Origin of the sequence: Streptomyces sp. HSG2 (genome assembly GCF_016598575.1) — a bacterium.
Taxonomy (GTDB): Bacteria; Actinomycetota; Actinomycetes; order Streptomycetales; family Streptomycetaceae; genus Streptomyces.
On record NZ_CP066801.1, the window covers coordinates 39,220 to 61,563 of the forward strand.

12 protein-coding genes and 4 pseudogenes are annotated in these 22,344 nt (G+C 71.3%); 7 read left to right on the plus strand and 9 right to left on the minus strand.

Annotated elements, in window-relative coordinates; translation table 11 throughout:
• The first annotated feature begins 221 nt into the window (after positions 1-221).
• From JEK78_RS00245 to JEK78_RS00260, 4 genes are all read left to right on the plus strand, one after another.
• Complete coding sequence (locus JEK78_RS00245) at positions 222-2,492, plus strand: MMPL family transporter (RefSeq protein WP_200262073.1); 2,271 nt, start codon at positions 222-224, stop codon at positions 2,490-2,492.
• Positions 2,493-3,148: 656 nt separating this feature from the next.
• Positions 3,149-3,820, plus strand: coding sequence for a DUF4097 family beta strand repeat-containing protein (locus JEK78_RS00250; protein ID WP_200262074.1), 672 nt, complete (start codon positions 3,149-3,151; stop codon positions 3,818-3,820).
• Between the two features lie 14 nt (positions 3,821-3,834).
• Positions 3,835-4,791, plus strand: coding sequence for an ATP-binding cassette domain-containing protein (locus JEK78_RS00255; RefSeq protein WP_200262075.1), 957 nt, complete (start codon positions 3,835-3,837; stop codon positions 4,789-4,791).
• On the plus strand, positions 4,788-5,573 hold the full coding sequence (locus JEK78_RS00260) for an ABC transporter permease (RefSeq protein ID WP_200262076.1): 786 nt from the start codon (positions 4,788-4,790) through the stop codon (positions 5,571-5,573). The genes JEK78_RS00255 and JEK78_RS00260 overlap by 4 nt, the downstream gene beginning before the upstream one ends.
• A 134-nt stretch (positions 5,574-5,707) precedes the next feature.
• Here the strand turns inward: JEK78_RS00260 and ahcY are convergent, their stop codons facing one another.
• The 5 genes and pseudogenes from ahcY to metK form a co-directional block, all read right to left on the minus strand.
• A complete protein-coding gene (gene ahcY / locus JEK78_RS00265) occupies positions 5,708-7,111 on the minus strand; it encodes an adenosylhomocysteinase (protein ID WP_200262077.1) in 1,404 nt (467 codons plus the stop codon).
• Positions 7,101-7,958 (minus strand): methylenetetrahydrofolate reductase [NAD(P)H], encoded by an 858-nt coding sequence (metF, locus tag JEK78_RS00270; protein ID WP_200262078.1) that lies wholly within the window; start codon positions 7,956-7,958, stop codon positions 7,101-7,103. The genes ahcY and metF overlap by 11 nt, the downstream gene beginning before the upstream one ends.
• Positions 7,955-11,451: pseudogene (gene metH, locus JEK78_RS00275) on the minus strand (methionine synthase). The gene metF and the pseudogene metH overlap by 4 nt, the downstream one beginning before the upstream one ends.
• Positions 11,439-12,420 (minus strand): annotated as a pseudogene (locus JEK78_RS00280) (carbohydrate kinase family protein). The pseudogenes metH and JEK78_RS00280 overlap by 13 nt, the downstream one beginning before the upstream one ends.
• A 31-nt stretch (positions 12,421-12,451) precedes the next feature.
• Positions 12,452-13,660, minus strand: coding sequence for a methionine adenosyltransferase (gene metK / locus JEK78_RS00285; protein ID WP_200262079.1), 1,209 nt, complete (start codon positions 13,658-13,660; stop codon positions 12,452-12,454).
• Positions 13,661-14,223: 563 nt separating this feature from the next.
• Here metK and JEK78_RS00290 point away from each other — a divergent pair.
• Complete coding sequence (locus tag JEK78_RS00290; protein WP_200262080.1) at positions 14,224-16,278, plus strand: aminotransferase class I/II-fold pyridoxal phosphate-dependent enzyme; 2,055 nt, start codon at positions 14,224-14,226, stop codon at positions 16,276-16,278.
• Positions 16,279-16,298: 20 nt separating this feature from the next.
• On the opposite strand, the pseudogene JEK78_RS00295 reads toward JEK78_RS00290, so the two are convergent.
• From JEK78_RS00295 to JEK78_RS00310, 4 genes and pseudogenes are all read right to left on the minus strand, one after another.
• Positions 16,299-16,861 (minus strand): annotated as a pseudogene (locus JEK78_RS00295) (methylmalonyl-CoA mutase family protein).
• On the minus strand, positions 16,843-17,868 hold the full coding sequence (locus JEK78_RS00300) for a 2-oxoacid:ferredoxin oxidoreductase subunit beta (RefSeq protein ID WP_200262081.1): 1,026 nt from the start codon (positions 17,866-17,868) through the stop codon (positions 16,843-16,845). Before JEK78_RS00300 ends, JEK78_RS00295 begins: the two are co-directional and overlap by 19 nt.
• Positions 17,858-19,756, minus strand: coding sequence for a 2-oxoacid:acceptor oxidoreductase subunit alpha (locus tag JEK78_RS00305; protein ID WP_200262082.1), 1,899 nt, complete (start codon positions 19,754-19,756; stop codon positions 17,858-17,860). Before JEK78_RS00305 ends, JEK78_RS00300 begins: the two co-directional genes overlap by 11 nt.
• Before the next feature lie 50 nt (positions 19,757-19,806).
• Positions 19,807-21,383: pseudogene (locus JEK78_RS00310) on the minus strand (acyl-CoA carboxylase subunit beta).
• 286 nt (positions 21,384-21,669) lie between these two features.
• Here JEK78_RS00310 and JEK78_RS23735 point away from each other — a divergent pair.
• Together JEK78_RS23735 and JEK78_RS00320 are read left to right on the plus strand one after the other, a co-directional pair.
• Positions 21,670-21,999: a thioesterase domain-containing protein gene (locus JEK78_RS23735; RefSeq protein WP_200262083.1), complete on the plus strand. Its 330-nt coding sequence runs from the start codon at positions 21,670-21,672 to the stop codon at positions 21,997-21,999.
• 15 nt (positions 22,000-22,014) lie between these two features.
• Positions 22,015-22,341 (plus strand): hypothetical protein, encoded by a 327-nt coding sequence (locus JEK78_RS00320; RefSeq protein WP_200262084.1) that lies wholly within the window; start codon positions 22,015-22,017, stop codon positions 22,339-22,341.
• The last annotated feature ends 3 nt before the right edge of the window (positions 22,342-22,344 follow it).

A 22,344-nucleotide genomic window follows, 5' to 3' on the forward strand; every position in this document is an offset into this window, starting at 1 on the left:
GGCCGAAACCGGTTCGTGCGCTCGACGTCCGCTCGAGGATCTGTCCTTCTCCCGTGGAGGATCCGGCCGCGCGGATCCCGGCTGGGTCAACGTGTCCGTGTGACGGAGCCGTCCGCCCGGCCGTCATGCCCGTACGGCAACGGCCGGCCGCACGCGTTCCCCGTCACGCCTCTCATCACCCTGCTCATCGCCCCCCTCATCCGATGGAAGTGCGGTTTCCCGTGGCTACCTTCCTGTACGCGCTCGGCCGCTTCGCCTTCCGGCGTCGCGGCCTCGTCACCCTGCTGTGGGTACTGATCGTCTGCGGCGTCGGTGCCGCGGCCGCGTCCGCGCCCGCACCGCCCACCGACCGGTTCTCGATGCCGGGCACCGAGTCGCAGAAGGCGTTCGACCTGCTCGAGGAGAAGTTCCCGGACTCCGGCACCGACGGCGCCACCGCCCGTGTGGTGGTTCGCGTGCCCGAGGGCGGAAGCATCGACGCCGAGAAGGCAGCGATCGGCGCGCTCGTCGGCGAACTCGGCAAGGCCCCCCAGGTGGCGGGCGTCGCCGACCCGTTCACGGCCGGCTCGGTCAGCGAGGACGGTCGTACCGCCTACACCGTGGTGACCTACGAGGTCGCCGCGCCCGACCTCACCGACGAGGCCCGGGACGCGCTCACCGCGGCCACCGACCGGGCCCGCGAGGGCGGTCTGACCGTCGAGGCGGGCGGGGACGCGGTCATGGTCGAGCAGACCATGTCCGGCACCGGTGAGCAGATCGGCGTGCTGATCTCCGCCGTCGTCCTCTTCCTCACCTTCGGCTCGCTGATCGCCGCCGGCATGCCCCTGCTCACGGCCCTGATCGGGGTCGCCGTCGGCACCTCCGCCATCGCCGCGCTCGGCAGCGCCCTCGGGCTGTCCGCCACGACCGGGACGCTGGCGATGATGATCGGCCTCGCGGTCGGCATCGACTACGCCCTGTTCGTCGTCTCCCGCTACCGGGCCGAGATCGCCGAGGGCCGCGCGCCCCAGGAGGCGGCGGGCGTCGCGACCGGCACGGCCGGTTCGGCCGTCGTCTTCGCCGGGCTCACGGTCATCATCGCGCTGGCCGGCCTCGCCGTCGTCGACATCCCGATCCTCACCAAGATGGGCCTCGCCGCGGCGGGTACGGTCGCCGTCGCCGTACTGATCGCGGTCACCTTCGTGCCCGCCCTGCTCGGCTTCGCGCCGCGCCGGGTGCTACGGGTCGCGGACCGGCGGCTCGTCCAGGCCAAGAAGCCGCTGTCGGCGCGCAAGCTGCGCAAGAGTGAGAAGAAGGCCGCGATGCTGGCCGCGCGGACCAAGCCGAACCTGTCCACCCGCTGGGCCTCGTTCGTGGTGCGCCGCCCGGTCGTCGTCCTCGTCGTCGCGGTGGCCGGCCTCGGCGCGCTCGCCCTGCCCGCCACCAAACTGGAGCTCGGCCTGCCCGGCGAGGGCACGATGGCGGCCGACACCACCCAGCGCAAGGCGTACGACCTGCTGTCCGACTCCTTCGGCCCCGGCTTCAACGGCCCGCTGACGGTGACCGTCGAGGGCGCGGACGCGGCCGCCGCCGGCGACAAGGTCGGCAAGGAGCTGAGGAAGACCGCGGGCGTCGCCTCGGTCTCCGAGGCCAACGCCAACAAGGCGGGCGACACAGCCATCCTCAGCGTCGTCCCCGAGACCGGCCCGACCGACGCCAGGACCGAACAGCTCGTCAAGGACATCCGCGCGCGGGCCGCTTCGCTCGGCGCGTCCGCGGGTGCCACCGAGATCCTGGTGACCGGCCAGACCGCGCTGTTCATCGACTTCTCGCAGACCCTGTCCGACGCGCTGCTGCCCTACCTGGCCCTGGTGGTGGGCCTGGCCTTCCTGCTGCTGCTCCTGGTGTTCCGCTCGCTCCTGGTCCCGCTGAAGGCCGCGCTCGGCTTCCTGCTCTCGGTGAGTGCGGCCCTGGGCGCGCTGGTCGCGGTGTTCCAGTGGGGGTGGGCCGCCGACTTCTTCGGCATCGAGCAGACCGGCCCCATCATGACGACGATGCCGATCTTCATGATCGGTGTGGTCTTCGGCCTCGCCATGGACTACGAGGTCTTCCTGGTCACGCGGATGCGTGAGGCGTACGTCCACGGCGTCCGGGCCAAGGAGGCCGCCGTCTCCGGCTTCCACCACAGCGGGCGGGTGGTCGCCGCCGCCGCGGTCATCATGATCAGCGTCTTCTCGGGCTTCGTCGTGGAGGACGACGACCTGGTCGCGATGATGGGCTTCGGCCTCGCCTCGGCCGTCCTGTTCGACGCCTTCGTGGTCCGGATGGCGATCGTGCCCGCCGTGCACTCGCTGCTCGGCGACGCCGCCTGGTGGCTGCCGAAGTGGCTCGGCCGGGTGCTGCCCAACGTGGACGTCGAGGGCGAGCAATTGCAGCGGCGGCTGCCGTCCGGTCCGCCGTCGTCGCCCGCGCCGCGGAGCGCGCCGGAGCACGAGAGGGACCTCGTGCACTGAGACGGCGGGTCCGGGGCCGGTTCCGGTTTCGGGGGACACCGCGGCGCCGCGGGAACCGAGGGGCCCCGAACGCCGGGGCCCGCAAGGCCGCTTGAGATCTGGTCGAGGTCCGGCCGAGGCCGATGGTCCCGGCCGCGGGCCTCCGGTTCACTGATCCCATGGCGACCCCGACTTCCGGCACCGGTCGCGTCCCGCAGCCGTCGCGGCGCGAAGAGCCCGCGCCGCGCGGCACCGTCCCCCACCGGTACGCCGATCCCTCCACCGCCCGGCCGCCCGGCGTCCACGCCCCGTGCCGTGCCCTGCCGTACGCCGTCCGGTCCCTGCCGTACGCCGAGCACGCCGATGTCCTGGGCCGGCGCCACACCCTCACCCGCCCGGTCCGGCTCCCCCTGGGTGGGCCCTTCTGCCCGCATCGCGGTCCCCTCCGTGCTCCCGGTGGCCCCGATATAGCGTTCACCCCCAATTCATTGCAACGGACCCAAGGGGGCACTGTTGCATTAAGTCCAGTTCCATTGCAATGATTTACCCGAATCTACCTGCAGTTATGGCGACTTCGCGCAACAACTGTGTTGCCAGATCCATGAATGCAACGTAGCGTTTCCATCATCAGAAACATCGGGTCGCAAGAGCGCACGATGCAGAAGAAGGAGTGCACGATGCAGAAGTTCGACACCCCCGCCCCCGTCGCGGCCGTCCTCGACATCCCCGCGGGACGCGTCCGGTTCATCGCCGCCGAACAGACCGACACCACTGTGGAGGTCCTGCCCGCCGACGCCTCCAGGAGCCGCGACGTGACGGCCGCCGAACAGACCACGGTCACCTGCACCGACGGCACCCTGCGCATCGACGCCCCCACCGCGAAGAACCAGGTCCTCGGCTCCTCCGGAACCGTAGAGGTGACCGTCCACCTGCCCGCCGGCTCCCGCGTCGAGGCCAAGGCCGCCGACATACAGCTGCACGGCACCGGTCGGCTCGGCCACGTCGCGCTCGACAGCGCCCGGGCCTCCGTCGACCTCGCCGAAGCCGAGGGCGCCCGGCTCATCCTCGCCGCCGGCGACGTCACCGTCCACCGCCTCAACGGCCCCGCCGAGATCAGCACCCAGAAGGGCGACCTGCGCGTCACCGAAGCCCTACGCGGCAGCGTCACCCTGCGCACCGAGCACGGCGACATCACCGTCGGCGCCGCCCGCGGCACCTCCGCCACCCTCGACGCCGGCACCACGCACGGCCGCATCGACAACAGCCTCAACAACACCGACGGACCCGACGCCGCCCTCACCATCCACGCCACCACCGCCTACGGCGACATCACCGCCCGCAGCCTGTAGAAGGAGCTCTCCTCATGACCCAGCCGGCCATCGCAGCGAACGGGGTGCGCAAGTCGTACGGCGACAAGACCGTGCTCGACGGCGTCGACCTGATCGTCCCCGAGGGAACGATCTTCTCCCTGCTCGGTCCGAACGGGGCCGGCAAGACCACCACCGTGCAGATCCTCTCCACCCTCATCTCCGCCGGCGGCGGACAGGCCCAGGTCGCGGGCCACGACGTCGCCGCCGCCCCGCAGGCGGTGCGTGCCGCGATCGGTGTCACCGGACAGTTCTCCGCCGTGGACGGTCTGATCACTGGTGAGGAGAACATGCTCCTCATGGCCGACCTGCACCACCTGTCGAAGCAGGAGGGACGGCGGGTGACGGCCGAACTGCTGGAGCGCTTCGACCTGGTGGAGGCTGCGAAGAAGCCCGCGTCGACCTACTCGGGCGGTATGAAGCGCCGCCTGGACATCGCGATGACGCTGGTCGGCAGCCCGCGGATCATCTTCCTGGACGAGCCCACCACCGGTCTGGACCCGCGTTCCCGGCACAACATGTGGGGCATCATCCGCGAGCTGGTCTCCGACGGCGTCACCGTCTTCCTCACCACGCAGTACCTGGAGGAGGCCGACGAACTCGCCGACCGCATCGCCGTCCTGAACGACGGAAAGATCGCCGCCGAGGGCACCGCCGCCGAACTCAAGCGCCTCGTGCCCGGCGGCCACGTCCGGCTCCGCTTCACCGACCCCGTCGCCTACCAGGCCGCCGCCCTCGCGCTGAACCAGGCGACCCCCGACGACGACGCGCTCGCCCTGCAGATCCCGAGCGACGGCAGCCAGCGCGAGCTGCGCTCCATCCTCGACTGGCTGGACTCCGCCGGCATCGAGGCCGACGAACTGACCGTCCACACCCCCGACCTCGACGACGTGTTCTTCGCCCTGACCAGCGGCGCCGGCGTCCCCACCCAGCCGAAGGAGGCTGTCCGATGAGCTCCGTGTCCCTCGCCGTGCGCGACTCGAACACGATGCTGCGCCGCAACCTGCTCCATGCGCGCCGCTACCCGTCGCTCACCCTGAACCTGCTGCTCACGCCGATCATGCTGCTCCTGCTGTTCGTCTACATCTTCGGCGACACCATGAGCGCGGGCATCGGCGGCGGCGGCCGCTCCGCCTACATCGCCTACATCGTCCCCGGTCTGCTGCTGATGACCATCGGCTCCACCGTCATCGGCACCGCGGTCTCCGTCTCCAACGACATGACCGAGGGCATCATCGCCCGCTTCCGCACCATGGCCATCCACCGGCCCTCGATCCTCGTCGGGCACGTCGCCGGCAGCGTCCTGCAGTCGATCCTGAGCGTGGTCCTCGTCGGCGCCGTCGGCGTGGCCATCGGCTTCCGGTCCACCGACGCCACCGCCCTGGAGTGGCTGGCCGCCTTCGGGCTGCTCGCCCTCTTCACGCTGGCGCTCACCTGGATCGCGGTGGGCATGGGTCTGGTCAGCCCCAACGCCGAGGCCGCCAGCAACAATGCCATGCCGCTGATCCTGCTGCCGCTGCTGTCCAGCGCCTTCGTGCCGGTCGACTCGATGCCGGGCTGGTTCCAGCCGGTCGCCGAGTACCAGCCCTTCACGCCGGCCATCGAGACCCTGCGCGGCCTGCTCCTGGGCACCGAGATCGGCCACAACGGCTGGCTCGCCGTCGTCTGGTGCCTGGCCCTGTCCGTCCTCGGCTACTTCTGGTCCACCTCGACCTTCAACCGCGACGGGAAGTAATCCGCCCCGCGACAGCGCGGGCCACCGCCCGCGCCCCCGGTCGGCAACCGCACACGACGCGCCCCGCTCCACGATCCGCGAAGGCCCGCCGCCGCTGTCTCCGGACAGCAGCGACGGGCCTTCGCCCGGTGTCGTCAGTAGCGGTAGTGGTCCGGCTTGTACGGGCCCTCGGGCTCGACGCCGATGTACTCGGCCTGCTCCGGGCGGAGCGTGGTGAGCTTGACGCCGAGGGCGTCGAGGTGGAGGCGGGCCACCTTCTCGTCCAGGTGCTTGGGCAGCACGTGGACGCCCGTCTCGTACGCGTCGGGCTTGGTGAACAGCTCGATCTGGGCCAGGGTCTGGTCCGCGAACGAGTTGGACATCACGAACGACGGGTGGCCGGTGGCGTTGCCCAGGTTCAGCAGGCGGCCCTCGGACAGCACGATGAGGACCTTGCCGTCGGGGTAGGTCCACGTGTGGACCTGCGGCTTGACCTCGTCCTTGACGATGCCTGGGACCTTGGCGAGGCCGGCCATGTCGATGTCGTTGTCGAAATGGCCGATGTTGCCGATGATCGCCTGGTGCTTCATCCTGGCCATGTCCGCGGCCATGACGACGTCCTTGTTGCCGGTGGTCGTGATGAAGATGTCGGCCTGGTCGACGACCTTGTCCAGCGTGGTGACCTGGTAGCCGTCCATCGCCGCCTGCAGCGCGCAGATCGGGTCGATCTCGGTGACGACCACGCGGGCGCCCTGGCCCCGCAGCGACTCCGCGCAACCCTTGCCCACGTCGCCGTAACCGCAGACGACCGCGGTCTTGCCGCCGATCAGCACGTCCGTGGCGCGGTTGATGCCGTCGATCAGGGAGTGGCGGCAGCCGTACTTGTTGTCGAACTTCGACTTCGTCACCGCGTCGTTCACGTTGATCACCGGGAACAGGAGCGACCCCTCGCGGTGCATCTCGTACAGGCGGTGGACACCGGTCGTGGTCTCCTCCGTCACCCCGCGGATCTGCGCGGCGATGCCGGTCCAGTCGAGGGTGCTCTCCTTCAGCAGGGCGGCCACGGCCGCCAGTTCCTCGTTGTCGGCCCCTGGCAGCTCGCCGGTCTTGAGGTACTCGACGCCCTGGTGGACGAGGGTGGTGGCGTCACCGCCGTCGTCCAGGATCATGTTCGGGCCGCCGGTGGGGCTGTCGGGCCAGGTCAGGGCCTGTTCCGTGCACCACCAGTACTCCTGGAGGGTCTCGCCCTTCCAGGCGAAGACCGGGATGCCGGCGGCGGCTATGGCGGCGGCCGGGTGGTCCTGGGTGGAGAAGATGTTGCAGGACGCCCAGCGCACCTCCGCGCCCAGGGCGACCAGGGTCTCGATGAGGACGGCGGTCTGCACCGTCATGTGCAGGGACCCGGTGATGCGGGCGCCGGCCAGCGGCCGGGCCTCGGCGTACTCCTCGCGGATCGCCATCAGTCCGGGCATCTCGTGCTCGGCGAGGGTGATCTCCTTGCGGCCGAACGCGGCCAGCGACAGGTCGGCGACCTTGAAATCCGCGAACTCAGGTGACACGAATGCTCCTTGAACTGATGACGTTACGGTGGATGTCCAGGGCCGCGGTGGACCTGTTCAGGGTGATGTAGTGCAGACCGGGCGCGCCCTGTGCGAGGAGGCGTTCGGCCATGTCGGTGGCGTACTCGACGCCGATGCGGTGGCCCGCGGCGCGGTCGTCGCGGGCGGCTTCCAGACGGTGGGCCAGGTCCTCGGGGAAGGCGGCGTCGCTCAGTTCGGCGAAGCGGCGGATCTGGCGTACGTCGGTGGCGGGCATGATCTCGGGGACGATCGGGATGTCGCAGCCGGCCGCGGCCACCCGGTCGCGCAGCCGCAGGCAGTCCTCGACGTGGAAGAACATCTGCGTGATGGCGTAGTCGGCGCCGGCGCGGCACTTGGCCACGAAGTGCCGGATGTCGGTGTCCCAGTCGGGCGAGCGCGGGTGCCGCTCGGGGAAGGCGGCGACGCCGATGGTGAAGTCGCCCAGGGAGCGAACGAGTTCGACCAGCTGGCAGGCGTGGGTGAAGCCGTCCGGGTGCGGCACCCACGGCCCTCGGGGGTCGCCGGGGGGATCGCCGCGCAGGACGAGGACGTCCTTGATGCCGGCGTCCGCGTAGGCGCCGATGATCTGGCGCAGCTCGGCGACCGAGTGGCCCACGGCGGTGAGGTGTGCGACGGGGCGCAGGGTCGTCTCCGCCACGATGCGCCGGGTGACCTCGATGGTCCGGGCCCGGGAGGAGCCGCCGGCGCCGTAGGTGACGGAGACGAAGTCCGGGCGCAGGGGCTCCACTCGGCGGATCGCCTGCCACAGGGTCCGCTCGCCGGTGGCGGTCTTCGGCGGGAAGAACTCGAAGGAGAAGGTCGTCACGCGCGGCCTCCCGCGTTGAAGTAGTTCGCCTCGGGGTGGTGGACGACGAGGGCGTCGGTGGACTGCTCGGGATGGAGCTGGAACTCCTCGGACAGGTGGACGCCGATGCGCTCCGGTCGGAGCAGGTCGGCGATCTTCGCCCGGTCCGCCAGGTCGGGGCAGGCCGGGTAGCCCAGTGAGTAGCGGCAGCCCTGGTACTCGGTGCGCAGCATGCCGTCCAGCGCGCTCGGATCGTCCGCCGCGATGCCGAGTTCGGTGCGGACGCGCGCGTGCCAGTACTCGGCGAGGGCCTCGGCGAGCTGTACGGACAGGCCGTGCAGTTCGAGGTAGTCGCGGTAGGCGTTGGCCTCGAAGAGACGGGCGGTCTCCTCGCCGATGCGGGAGCCGACGGTGACGACCTGGAAGCCGACGACGTCGGTCTCGCCGGACTCCTCGGGGCGGAAGAAGTCGGCCAGGCAGAGCCGACGGCCGCGGCGCTGGCGCGGGAAGCTGAACCGGGTGCGCTCGTTGCCGTCGTCGTCGAGGACGATGAGGTCGTCGTCCTTGGAGACGCAGGGGAAGTAGCCGTAGACGACGGCCGCCTCCAGCAGGTTGTCCGTCTGGAGCCGGTCGAGGAGGCCGCGCAGCCGCGGCCGGCCCTCGGTCTCGACCAGTTCGTCGTACGAGGGCCCCTCCCCGGTACGGGCCTGCTTCAGCCCCCACTGGCCCTTGAACAACGCCCCCTCGTCCAGCCAAGACGCGTACTCCTTGAGCTGGATGCCCTTGACGACCCGCGTGCCCCAGAACGGCGGCTCCGGCACGGGATTGTCGGTGGCGGCCTCGGACCGGACGTGGCCCATCTCGGGCCGCTCCTCGACCTGGACGGTGGCTGCCCGCACCCTGCGCTGCTTGAGGTCGGGCAGCTTGGCGCCGGGGACGCCGCGCTTGATGCCGATCAGGGCGTCCATGAGGCGCAGGCCTTCGAAGGCGTCGCGGGCGTAGCGGACCTCGCCGTCGTAGATCTCGTGGAGGTCCTGTTCGACGTAGGCGCGGGTGAGGGCGGCGCCGCCGAGGATGACGGGGTAGTCGGCGGCCAGCTTGCGCTGGTTGAGCTCCTCCAGGTTCTCCTTCATGATCACCGTGGACTTGACCAGGAGCCCGGACATGCCGATGACGTCGGCCCTGTGCTCGTCGGCCGCCTCCAGGATCGCGGAGACCGGCTGCTTGATACCGAGGTTGACGACGTTGTAGCCGTTGTTGGACAGGATGATGTCGACGAGGTTCTTGCCGATGTCGTGGACGTCACCGCGGACCGTGGCGAGCACGATGGTGCCCTTGCCGTCGTCGTCCGTCTTCTCCATGTGCGGTTCCAGGTGCGCCACCGCGGTCTTCATCACCTCGGCGGACTGCAGCACGAACGGCAGCTGCATCTGGCCGGAGCCGAACAGCTCACCGACCACCTTCATGCCGTCCAGCAGGGTCTCGTTCACGATCTCCAGCGCCGGACGCTCCCGCAGGGCCTCGTCCAGGTCCTGCTCCAGACCGTTGCGCTCACCGTCGATGATGCGCCGCTTGAGCCGCTCGTCCAGCGGCAGCGCCGCCAGCTCCTCGGCCTTGGACGCCCTGAGAGACTTGGCGGTGGCCCCCTCGAACAGCGCCATGAGCTTCTGCAGCGGGTCGTAGCCCTCACCGCGCCGGTCATAGATCAGGTCCAGCGCGGTGGTGACCTGCTCCTCGTCGAACCGGGCGATCGGCAGGATCTTCGAGGCGTGCACGATCGCCGAGTCCAGACCCGCCTTGACGCACTCGTCCAGGAACACGGAGTTCAGCAGGATCCGGGCGGCCGGGTTGAGACCGAAGGAGATGTTCGACAGGCCGAGCGTGGTCTGCACGTCCGGGTGCCGCCTCTTCAGCTCCCGGATGCCCTCGATGGTGGCGATCCCGTCGCCCCGGGACTCCTCCTGGCCGGTGCAGATGGTGAACGTCAGGCAGTCGACGAGGATGTCCGACTCGTGGATGCCCCAGTTGCCGGTGAGGTCGTCGATGAGCCGCTCGGCGATCTCGACCTTCTTCTCGGCGGTGCGGGCCTGGCCCTCCTCGTCGATGGTCAGCGCGATCAGCGCCGCGCCGTGCTCCCGAGCCAGCGCCGTGACCTTCGCGAAGCGGGAGTCGGGGCCGTCGCCGTCCTCGTAGTTCACCGAGTTGATCACCGCGCGCCCGCCGAGCTTCTCCAGCCCGGCCTGCACGACCTCGACCTCGGTGGAGTCCAGCACGACCGGCAGTGTCGACGCGGTCGCGAACCGCCCCGCCAGCTCCTCCATGTCGGCCACCCCGTCGCGGCCGACGTAGTCCACACACAGGTCGAGCATGTGCGCGCCCTCGCGGATCTGGTCCCGGGCCATCTCCACGCAGTCGTCCCAGCGGCCCTCCAGCATCGCCTCACGGAACTTCTTCGAACCGTTGGCGTTGGTCCGCTCACCGATCGCCAGGTACGACGTGTCCTGCCGGAAGGGGACCGTCTGGTACAACGACGCCGCACCGGGCTCGGGCTGGGGGCGCGTTCGGCGGGGGTCAGGCCGCGCACGCGCTCGACGAGCCGGCGCAGGTGCTCGGGCGTGGTGCCGCAGCAGCCGCCGACCAAGGCGATGCCGTACTCGCGGACGAACGTCTCCTGCGCGTCGGCCAGCCCTTCCGGGCCGAGCGGGAAGTGTGCGCCGTCCTTGGTGAGGACGGGGAGCCCCGCGTTGGGCATGCACAGCAGGGGGATGCGGGAGTGGCGGGCGAGGTAGCGCAGGTGCTCGGTCATCTCGGCCGGGCCGGTGGAGCAGTTCAGGCCGATCATGTCGATGCCGAGCGGCTCCAGCGCGGTGAGGGCGGCGCCGATCTCGGAGCCCAGCAGCATGGTGCCGGTCGTCTCGAAGGCCATGGAGACCAGGAGCGGGACGTCGGTGCCGAGGGTGTCCATGGCGCGGCGGGCGCCCAGGACGGCGGCCTTGGTCTGGAGCAGGTCCTGCGTGGTCTCCACCAGCAGCGCGTCCGCGCCGCCGGTGAGCAGGCCCTCGGCGTTGGCCTGGAAGCCGTCGCGGACGGTGGCGTAGCCGATGTGGCCGAGGGTGGGGAGTTTGGTGCCGGGGCCCATGGAGCCGAGGACCCAGCGTCGCTGTCCGGTGCGTCGGGTGGCCGCGTCGGCTGCCTCGCGGGCGATGCGGGCGCCCGCCTCCGACAGTTCGTGCGCGCGGGCGGCGATGTCGTACTCGGCCAGTGCCGTGTGGTTCGCGCCGAAGGTGTTGGTCTCCACGCAGTCCACGCCGGTCGCGAGGTAGGCGTCGTGGACGGAGCGCACGATGTCGGGGCGGGTGGCGTTGAGAACCTCGTTGCAGCCCTCCAGTTGCTGGAAGTCTTCCATGCTCGGGTCGTGGGACTGGAGCATGGTGCCCATCGCTCCGTCGGCCACCACCACACGGGTGGCGAGCGCCTCGCGGAGGGTCTCGCCGTCTGTCGTCACGGCCGGCATGGCGCGCCTCCCAGGTGTGCCGCGACGGCTTCGGCCGTCGCCGTGCCGTAGGTCTCGGCGAGGACGGCGGTGAGCCGGGCGGGGGCGGGCGTGTACGTCTGGGAGCCCACCCCGGCGAGGGCCAGCGAGGCCAGCGCGCAGCCGAGCCGGGCCGCGTGCGGGTTGTCCAGGCCCCAGGCGAGGGCCGCGAGGAAGCCCGCGCGGAAGGCGTCGCCGGCTCCGGTCGGGTCGGCGGTGCGGACGCCGGCGACGGCGGGCACGGTGAGCGCCGGGCGGTCGGCGGCCTCGATCCGGACGCCGTCGGCGCCGAGCGTGGTGATCCAGGCGCCGACCTGGCCAAGGACGTCGTCGCGGCTCCAGCCGGTGCGTTCCAGCAGCAGGGTCGCCTCGTACTCGTTGGTGAACAGCAGGCGGGCCCCGGTGAGCAGGGTGCGGGCCTGGTCGCCCTCGAGGCGGGCGAGTTGCTGGGAGGGGTCGGCGGCGAAGGGGATGCCGAGTGCCTGGCAGCGCGCGGTGTGGCGCAGCATGGCCTCGGGGTCGTCGGGTGCCACGACCACGAGGTCGGGCAGCGGGTCGAGGCGCCCGAGGTCGATGTCGCGGGCCTCGGTCATGGCGCCGGCGTAGAACGCGGCGATCTGGTTGGCGTCCTGGTCCGTGAGGCACACGAACCGGGCCGTCTGTCGCCGGGCGGACACGTGTACGGCGCCGGTGTCCACGCCGTGTTCCTTCAGCCAGACCTCGTACTCGCCGAAGTCGCTGCCGACCGCGCCGACGAGCACGGTCCAGTCCCAGCCCGCCGAGGCCGTAGGAGATGTTGGCGGCGACCCCGCCGCGGCGTATCTCCAGGTCGTCGGCGAGGAACGACAGCGACACCCGGTCGAGCCGGTCGGGGATCAGCTGGTCCACGATCCGGCCGGGGAACGTCATGAGGTGGTCGGTGGCGATGGAACCGGTCACGGCGATGCGCATGGCAACTCCCGTCCCTGTCGGCGCGGCCGGTTCAGCGGCCCGCGGCGGCGCGGAGGCGGTCGGCGCGGTCGGTGCGCTCCCAGGTGAAGTCGGGCAGCTCACGTCCGAAGTGCCCGTACGCCGCGGTGCGGGCGTAGATGGGGCGCAGCAGGTCGAGGTCGCGGATGACGGCGGCCGGGCGCAGGTCGAACACCTCGTGGATGGCCCGCTCGATCGCGGCGCGCGGTACGTGCTCGGTGCCGAAGGTCTCGACGAACAGGCCGACCGGTTCGGCCTTGCCGATGGCGTACGCGACCTGGACCTCGCAGCGTTCGGCGAGGTCCGCGGCGACGACGTTCTTGGCGACCCAGCGCATGGCGTAGGCGGCCGAGTGGTCCACCTTGGAGGGGTCCTTGCCGGAGAAGGCGCCGCCGCCGTGGCGGGCCATGCCGCCGTACGTGTCGATAATGATCTTGCGGCCGGTGAGGCCGGCGTCGCCCATCGGGCCGCCGATCTCGAACTTGCCGGTGGGGTTGACCAGCAGGCGGTGGCCCTCGGTCTCCAGCTTGATGCCGTCCTCGGCCAGCCCTGCCAGTACGTGTTCCACGACCTGGCGGCGGACGTCCGGGGTCAGCATGTGGTCGAGGTCGATGCCGGCCGCGTGCTGGGAGGAGACGACGACCGTGTCGAGGCGTACGGGGAGGTCGTCCCGGTACTCGATGGTGACCTGTGTCTTGCCGTCGGGGCGGAGGTAGGGCATCTGGCCGTCCTTGCGGACCTCGGCCAGCCGGCGCGACAGCCGGTGCGCGAGTTCGATGGGCAGGGGCATGAGGGTGGGCGTCTCGCGGGTGGCGTACCCGAACATCAGCCCCTGGTCGCCGGCGCCCTGTGCGGCGAGGTCGTCGTCGGTGCCGCCGAGCCGCTTCTCGTAGGCGGTGTCCACGCCCTGGGCGATGTCCGGTGACTGGGCGCCGATGGACACGGACACTCCGCAGGAGGCGCCGTCGAAGCCCTTGGCCGACGAGTCGTAGCCGATGCCGAGGACGGTGTCGCGGACGATGCCGGGGATGTCGGCGTAGGCGGAGGTGGTCACCTCGCCGGCGACGTGGACCTGACCCGTGGTGATCAGGGTCTCCACCGCCACCCGGGAGGCCGGGTCCTGGCTCAGGAGGGCGTCCAGGACGGCGTCGCTGATCTGGTCGGCGATCTTGTCGGGGTGGCCCTCGGTGACGGACTCCGAGGTGAACAGCCGGGTTGCCATGTCTCTCCTAGGCGTGAGCAGTCGTGGTCCAACGTGCCGCCCGTGCCCCGGTGTCCGGCGTCGCTCGCCGGGCCGGCGGGGTGAGTGACCGGCGGGCCGCGCCGCGAAGAGCTGGGGGGCGGGTGCGCCGTCGGGGGAACGGCCCCGCGGTGGACGTCCGGCCGTGGAGCGCGGAGACCGCCGGGCCGGCGTGCGCGGAGCAGCGGAGCCGTGGTGGCTTCTTCCTCCGACACTGTGCGTCCTTCCTTGGCGGGTCTGCGGCGGCACCAGGGTGGTTCTCGCCCGTCGAGGGCGGGTGGAGGACCGCTCGCGCAGTGCGGCGGCGCCCACGGGCCGTGGGGCCGCGGTTCGTTCGGTCGCCCCGCAGCCGCCTATTCGGCCGGGCTTCGGCCGGGCTTTCGTTTCCGGACCGGTTACGAGGCGGACTTGAGCGGATCCCGAGCGGGCCTGCCCATGCTGTCCGGCGAGGCTGGACAAGGTGGCGCTCACCGGGCTGAAGAAGCGACGCGGGCCGCGTTCGCCGGGCCCGCGGGGAGCGACCGGGGCGAAGGGTGGAGGGAAACATGGGCGGGCTGGCAGGACTGGCGGTGCTCGGATCGGCCGCATCCCGGGCCACGGGCCGTGAGACGACGGCGGTGAACTCGATGCTCGACGCGCTGAACCGCCGGGGACCCTGCGGACGCGCCGTGGTGCGGGACGGCCCGGCGGTGCTGGGGTGCGCGTGGCCGGCGTCAGCCGCGCCCGAGGACGCCACCCACACGTTCGTCTCGGCGGACGGGAAGATCGTGCTGCTGGCGAGCGGCACGGTGCGCAACCACCGGGAGCTGGCCGCCGCACTGCCCGGGGTGCGGCTGCGGACGCAGTCGGACCGCGAGATCCTGCTGCACCTGTACGAGGCCGAGGGGCTCGCCTTCCTCGACGCCGTGCGCGGGACCTTCGCGCTGGTGGTCCTCGACCGGCGGCGGGACGAGATCCTCTTCGCGCGGGACCGTTCCGGCACCGAGGCGGTCCACCACGCGGTGGCGGACGGACGGCTGGTGTTCGCCCACTGCGGCCTGGTGGAGGCGGGGGCCGGCCGTGCCACGCCCGCCGCGACGATCGAGCGGATCGACCTGCGCGAGGGCACGGCGTCGTCCCGGCGCTACCGGGACGTGCCCGCCCCCAGCGGTGCGGACGGATGCCCGGACCCGGACGCCGGCGCCGAGCGGCGTGAGTGCTCCCCGCGGTCCCCGTACGGCAGTGACCTTGTCCACCGAGCCCAGGGTGTCGCCCCCATGACCGAGAACAGCCCGGCACAGACGTACAGCCCTCCTGCCGTCCTGGACCCGCACCGTGCCCGGTACGCCGCGCGCACCGCGGGCATGACGGCCTCCGAGATCCGGGCGCTGTTCTCGGTCGCGAGCAGACCGGAGGTGGTCTCGCTGGCCGGCGGCATGCCGAACCTGGCCGCGCTGCCGCTCCAGGCGCTCGCGGAGCAGACCGCGCGGATCATCACGGAGGACGGCCTGACGGCGCTCCAGTACGCGTCGGCGCACGGCTCACCGCTGCTGCGGGAGCAGATCTGCGACGTGATGGCGCTGGAGGGCATCGCGGCGCACCCGGACGACGTGGTGGTGACGGTCGGCTCGCAGATGGGCCTCGACCTGGTGACCCGGCTGTTCTGCGACCCGGGTGACGTCGTGGTCGCCGAGGGCCCGTCCTACGTCGGCGCGCTGGGCTCGTTCACCGCGTACCAGGCGCGGGTCGTGCACGTGGCGATGGACGGGCACGGCCTGGTGCCGGAGGCGCTGCGTGCCGCGCTGCGGCAGGCCGCGGACGCCGGGCAGCGCGTGAAACTGCTCTACACCATCCCGAACTTCCACAACCCGGCCGGCGTGACGCTGGCGGTCGGGCGGCGGGCGGAGATCCTGGAGATCTGCCGCGCGTACGACGTGCTGGTGGTCGAGGACAACCCGTACGGCCTGCTCGGCTTCGACGGACAGACCTACCCGGCGCTGCGCTCGCTGGACCCGGACAACGTGGTGTACCTGGGCTCGTTCTCGAAGACGTTCGCCTCCGGGCTGCGGGTCGGCTGGGTGCTGGCGCCGTCCGCGGTGCGGGAGAAACTGGTCCTGGCCACGGAGTCGGCGACGCTGTGCCCGCCCACCCTGAACCAGGCGATCGTGTCGCGCTACCTGGCGACGCACGACTGGCAGGGCCAGATCGGCGCTTTCCGGGAGAACTACCGCGAGCGCCGTGACGCGATGCTGTCCGCGCTGGAGCGGTACCTGCCGCCGGGCTGTACGTGGACGACGCCGGAGGGCGGGTTCTACGTGTGGGTGACGGTGCCGGAGGGCGTGGACACCAAGGCGATGCTGACGCGCGCGGTGGCCGCCCACGTGGCGTACGCCTCGGGCACCGGGTTCCACACGGACGGGTCCGGCGGCCGCCAGATGCGGCTGTCGTACTGCTACCCGGAGCCGGATCGGATCCGCGAGGGCGTGCGCCGGCTGGCGGGGGTGCTGGAGGCCGAGCTGGCGGCCGGGAGGGACACCGGGGGGAACGCCGGGCGCACCCTCGCCGGCGTGGCGGCGCACCGGGCTGGGGCACGGTACGTGCCCGCGCCGGAGGTGGCCTGACCCTGCCGGGCGGCGCTCCGTCAGTAGGGGTCCGTCGGCACGTATGTGCCCCAGATCTCCCGCAGGGCGTTGCAGACCTCGCCGGCGGTGGCGCGGGCGCGCAGGGCGTCCCTCCTCGGGTAGAGGACGTTGTCCTCGCCGTCGGCTGTCTTCTTCAGTGCGGTGAGGGCGGTGTCGACGGCCACCTGGTCGCGCCCGGCGCGCAGCCGCGCCAGCCGTTCGGCCTGCTGGGCCTCGATGGCCGGGTCGACGCGGAGCGGCTCGTACGGCTCCTCCTCGTCGAAGGAGTTGGTGTGCAGCGACTCGGTGCCGTCAGCTGCACGCCCGCCGTCCGGGTGTGGAAGCGCCGATCAGGCGCAGCGAGGGCTTGGGCGGGAAGATGTACGTCCCGCGCGCAGCTGCTTGTACCGGGCGTTCGACTCCGTCGCCGTGCCGAAACCGGCGTACTGACGCATCGTCCACGGCCGGCCCGTGTACATCGACGGGTAGACCCCCGGGTGAAGGGGTACTTCCCCGGCTCGCCCAGCTTCTCGGCCGCGTCCCAGTCCACCAGGGCGTCCGGAGTCAGCCGACGACGGTCCAGGTGTCGCCGCCTGCGAGGAGGGTGGCGAGGTCGCCCTTGCCGCTGTGTTCGACGGCGGTGTCGAGCTGGTCGGCCATGAGGGTGTCGTAGACGGGCCGGTCGACGGAGCGCAGGACGCCGATGGGGGTGTGGTGGAGGGTGTCGGGGTCGGCGAGGCGGGAGAGAGCGAAGGCGGTGGTGGGGGACGCGGCGTGGGCGTCGTGGACGAGGATGTCGGCCTCGTTTCCGGGGGTGACGGTGACGACGTCGAGGTCGCCGGTGGCCGGGTCGCGGACGACGCCCTTGGCGTTGTCGGTGCCGAAGCGGATGGGCTGTCCGTGTTCGAGGCGGATGACGGCTTCCTGGGCGCGTTGCTTGTCCTTGAGGGCGTCGAAGGCGCCGTCGTTGAAGATGTTGCAGTTCTGGTAGATCTCCACCAGGGCGGTGCCGGGGTGGTCGGCGGCCTGGCGCAGGACCTCGGTGAGGTGTTTGCGGTCGGAGTCGACGGTGCGGGCCACGAAGGAGGCTTCGGCGCCCAGCGCGAGGGAGACCGGGTTGAAGGGTGCGTCGAGGGAGCCCATCGGCGTGGATTTGGTGATCTTGCCGACTTCGCTGGTGGGGGAGTACTGGCCCTTGGTCAGGCCGTAGATCCGGTTGTTGAACAGGAGGATCTTGAGGTTGACGTTGCGGCGCAGGGCGTGGATGAGGTGGTTGCCGCCGATGGAGAGGGCGTCGCCGTCGCCGGTGACGACCCAGACGGACAGGTCGCGGCGGGAGGTGGCCAGGCCGGTGGCGATGGCGGGGGCGCGGCCGTGGATGGAGTGCATCCCGTAGGTGTTCATGTAGTACGGGAAGCGGGAGGAGCAGCCGATGCCGGAGACGAAGACGATGTTCTCCCTGGCCAGGCCCAGTTCCGGCATGAAGCCCTGCACGGCCGCCAGCACGGCGTAGTCACCGCACCCCGGGCACCAGCGCACCTCCTGATCGGACTTGAAGTCCTTCGCCGTGAGAGTGAGTTCAGTGGCCATCGATGGCCTCCTTGAGCGCGGTGGCGAGCTGTTCCGCCTTGAACGGCATGCCGTTGACCTGGGTGTAGGAGTAGGTGTCGATGAGGTACTTGGCGCGGATGAGGGTGGCGAGCTGACCGAGGTTCATCTCCGGGACGACGACGCGCTCGTACCGGGTGAGTACCTCGCCGAGGTTGGCCGGGAAGGGGTTGAGGTGGCGCAGGTGGGCCTGGGCGATGTGGCCGCCCTGGGCGCGGATGCGGCGCACGGCCGCCGTGATCGGCCCGTACGTCGAACCCCAGCCCAGCACCAGCGTGTTCGCCCCGTCCGGGTCGTCGATCTCGAGGTCGGGGACGGTGATGCCGTCGATCTTGGCCTGGCGGGTGCGGACCATGAAGTCGTGGTTGGCCGGGTCGTAGGAGATGTTCCCGGTGCCGTCCTGCTTCTCGATGCCGCCGATCCGGTGCTCCAGACCGGGCGTGCCCGGCACCGCCCACGGCCGGGCCAGGGTGTGCGGGTCGCGCTTGTAGGGCCAGAACACGTCCGTGCCGTCGTCCAGGGTGTGGTTCGGGCCCTGCGCGAACCGCACCGCCAGATCCGGCAGCTCATCGGTCTCGGGGACCCGCCAAGGCTCCGAGCCGTTGGCGAGGTAGCCGTCGGACAGGAGGAAGACCGGGGTGCGGTAGACCAGCGCGATCCGGGCCGCCTCCAGCGCCGCGTCGAAACAGTCCGCCGGAGTACGCGGCGCGACCACCGGAACCGGGGCCTCGCCGTTGCGCCCGTACATCGCCTGCAACAGGTCCGCCTGCTCTGTCTTGGTCGGCAGCCCCGTCGACGGGCCGCCGCGCTGGATGTCCACCACCAGCAGGGGCAGCTCCAGGGAGACGGCCAGCCCGATCGTCTCCGACTTCAGCGCCACCCCCGGCCCCGACGTCGTCGTCACTGCCAGCAAACCGCCGAACGCCGCGCCCAGCGCCGCCCCGATCCCCGCGATCTCGTCCTCGGCCTGGAACGTACGCACACCGAAGGTCTTGTGCTTCGACAGCTCGTGCAGGATGTCCGAGGCCGGCGTGATCGGATACGACCCCAGGAACAGCGGCAGGTCCGCCTGACGCGACGCCGCGACCAGCCCCAGCGACAGGGCCAGGTTCCCCGAGATGTTGCGGTAGGTGCCCGGCCGGAACGCCCTGCCCGCCGGCGCCACCTCGTAGGAGACCGCGAAGTCCTCCGTGGTCTCCCCGAAGTTCCAGCCCGCCCGGAACGCGGCGATGTTCGCCGCCGCGATGTCCGGCTTCTTCGCGAACTTCGACCTCAGGAACGCCTCCGTGCCCTCCGTGGGCCGGTGGTACATCCACGACAGCAGCCCCAGCGCGAACATGTTCTTGCTGCGCTCGGCCTCCTTGCGGCTGAGGTCGAACTCCTTGAGGGCCTCGACGGTCAGCGTGGTCAGCGGCACCGGATGCACAGGGAAGCCGTCCAGCGAGCCGTCCTCCAGCGGCGACACCTCATAGCCGACCTTCTGCATCGCCCGTCGGGTGAACTCGTCCGTGTTCACGATCAGCTCCGCGCCGCGCGGCAGATCGCCCACGTTCGCTTTGAGCGCCGCGGGATTCATCGCCACCAGCACGTTCGGCGCGTCGCCGGGGGTGAGGATGTCGTGGTCGGCGAAGTGCAGCTGGAAGGACGAGACGCCCGGCAGCGTGCCGGCGGGCGCCCGGATCTCGGCCGGGAAGTTCGGCAGCGTCGACAGGTCGTTCCCGAACGACGCGGTCTCCGAGGTGAAACGGTCGCCGGTGAGCTGCATTCCGTCACCCGAGTCCCCCGCGAACCTGATCACCACCCGGTCCAGCCGGCGGACTTCTTTGTCGACCGTCCCCGCGACGGCGGGGGCGGTGGTTTCCACGGACATGAGTGTGTCGACTCCTGTCGTTGCTGGCCCGCGGGCGCGGGCCAGGCGCGTCACTGGGGCTGGTTGCCGTGCTTGCGTGAGGGTTGCGCCACGTGCTTGGTGCGCAGTACGGCGAGCGCGTCGATCAGTCTGACCCTGGTTTCGGCGGGGTCGATGACGTCGTCCACCAGGCCGCGTTCGGCGGCGTAGTACGGGTGCATGAGCCGGTCCCGGTACTCCTTGACGTACTGCTCGCGGGCGGCCTCGGGATCGTCGGCGGCCGCGATCTCGCGCCGGAAGACGACGCCCGCGGCCCCCTCCGCGCCCATCACCGCGATCTCGTTGCCGGGCCAGGCCAGCGACAGGTCCGAGCCGATGGAGCGGGAGTCCATGACGATGTAGGCGCCCCCGTAGGCCTTGCGCAGGATCAGCTGGATACGGGGGACGGTGGCGTTGCAGTACGCGTAGAGGAGTTTCGCGCCGTGCCGGATGATGCCGCCGTGTTCCTGATCGACGCCGGGCAGGAACCCGGGCACGTCCACCAGGGTCACGAGCGGGATGTTGAAGGAGTCGCACATCTGCACGAAGCGGGCCGCCTTCTCGCTGCCCTTGATGTCGAGGACCCCGGCGAGGGAGGCGGGCTGGTTGGCGACGATGCCGACGGTGTGGCCGTCCAGGCGGGCCAGGGCGCACACCATGTTGGGCGCCCAGGCCTCGTGGACCTCGAAGTAGTCGCCGGCGTCGACGAACTCCTCGATGACCCCCGCATGTCGTAGGCGTGCCGGGGCTCGGCCGGCACCAGGTCGTACAGGGCCGGGGTGGGCCGGTCGGGCCGGTCGCCGCAGGGCTGGGCTGGCGGCAGCTCGCGGTTGTTGGCGGGCAGGTAGGACAGCAGGTGGCGGACGTCGGCGAGGCAGCTCTCCTCGTCGTCGTAGGCGAAGTGGGCGACTCCGGAGCCGGCGGCGTGGGCGTCGGCGCCGCCCAGGTCGTCCTGGCTGATGCGTTCTCCGGTGACGGCCTTCACCACCTCCGGACCCGTGATGAACATCTGGGAGGTGCCGCGCACCATGAACACGAAGTCGGTCAGGGCCGGTGAGTAGGCCGCCCCGCCCGCGCAGGGGCCCATCATGACGCTGATCTGCGGGACGACCCCGGAGTTGCGGACATTGCGCTGGAAGATCCCGCCGTAGCCGGCGAGCGCGGACACGCCTTCCTGGATGCGGGCCCCGGCGCCGTCGCACAGGCCCACGATGGGGGCGCCGGCGGTGGCGGCCATGTCCATGATCTTGTGGATCTTCTCGGCGTGCGCCTCGCCGAGGGAGCCGCCGAAGATCCGGAAGTCGTGGGCGTACGCGAAGACGGTACGTCCCCACACCCGGCCCCAGCCGGTGACCACACCGTCGGTGTGGGGGCGACGGTCCTCCAGGCCGAAGCCGGTCGCGCGGTGCCGGCGCAGCCCTTCGACCTCGGTGAAGCGGCCGTCGTCGAAGAGGAGTGCGAGGCGTTCGCGGGCGGTGAGCTTGCCCTTGGCGTGCTGTGCCGCGGTGGCCTTCTCCCCGGGCCCCTCACGCAGGGCCTCCCGTACGGCCTCGAGTTCGGCGACCGTGCCGCGCCGCCGCCCGACGGGCTTGTCGTCCAGGGCGGTCATGAGGTCCCCTTCCGGCCGTCGTCATGAACCACCGAGAAGCCTCTGTCACGTCGCTCGAAGCCGGATGGAGCGCGGGATGACGCCGGCCGGGCGGCTCTCCAGCGGTCCGCGAGCAGCCGTCGAGGGCGGGGCGTGACGCTCGGGTCGTGAGCTCCGGTGTGGACGGGCTTGAGCCCTCGCGGGGCATCCGGTCGCCCGTCGGCGCCCCCCACCCCCGTGGGCACCGGCGGGCCTTCCGCGCAGTGCCGGGCCGGTCGGCCGGCACGGACGAAGGGACACACCCACTGTGAACAGCGAATGGTTTCGGCGCTTCACCACGAGCGCGGGAAACGGGCCGCGGCTCGTGTGCTTCCCGCACGCGGGGGGCTCCGCGACGGCGTACACGCAGCTCGCGCGCGCCCTGCCGGCGGACTTCGACGTGGTGGCGGTGCAGTACCCGGGGCGCCAGGACCGGTACGACGAGGCGCCGTTCACGTGTCTGGACCGGCTCGTCGCGTCGTTGAGCCGCCGCTCGACGTCCTCCACGGCGGAGGCGAACCGCTCGGGCCCGGCGTCGAGCAGCTCCCTGACCTCGGCTGCGGCGATCTCGCGCACCGCCTCGGCTACGGCCCGGTAGTCCTCCGAGGCGGGGGTGACCAAGGGCGCGCTCTACTTCCATTTCCCCTCCAAGGAGCACCTCTCCCAGGGTGTGCTCCACGAGCAGGACCAATGGCTTCCGGTACCCGAGCGGTCCTGTTACGTCACCGCGCCCGAAACCGCCGACGTCCTGGTGGGGGCGTTCGCCGGCGTCCAGGCCATGTCACAGGCCGTCTGCGAGTACCAGGACCTGCTGACCCGGTCCTCCGCCCTGCTGCGGCACCTGCTCCCCAGCGTGGCCCTGTCCTCCGTGCTCGCCTCCGTCGACCTGACCGCCGGCCGGGGTGAGGCCGTCACCGCCGAACTGCGGGCCCGGCTCTGACCG

What these genes read in the sequence shown, in the direction of transcription:
- JEK78_RS00250 (WP_200262074.1), top strand. Translation starts at nt 3,149, where the DNA reads ATGCAGAAGTTCGACACCCCCGCCCCCGTCGCGGCCGTCCTCGACATC.
- JEK78_RS00255 (WP_200262075.1), top strand. Translation starts at nt 3,835, where the DNA reads ATGACCCAGCCGGCCATCGCAGCGAACGGGGTGCGCAAGTCGTACGGC.
- JEK78_RS00260 (WP_200262076.1), top strand. Translation starts at nt 4,788, where the DNA reads ATGAGCTCCGTGTCCCTCGCCGTGCGCGACTCGAACACGATGCTGCGC.
- metK (WP_200262079.1), bottom strand. Translation starts at nt 13,660, where the DNA reads ATGGCAACCCGGCTGTTCACCTCGGAGTCCGTCACCGAGGGCCACCCC.
- JEK78_RS00290 (WP_200262080.1), top strand. Translation starts at nt 14,224, where the DNA reads ATGGGCGGGCTGGCAGGACTGGCGGTGCTCGGATCGGCCGCATCCCGG.
- JEK78_RS00300 (WP_200262081.1), bottom strand. Translation starts at nt 17,868, where the DNA reads ATGGCCACTGAACTCACTCTCACGGCGAAGGACTTCAAGTCCGATCAG.
- JEK78_RS00305 (WP_200262082.1), bottom strand. Translation starts at nt 19,756, where the DNA reads ATGTCCGTGGAAACCACCGCCCCCGCCGTCGCGGGGACGGTCGACAAA.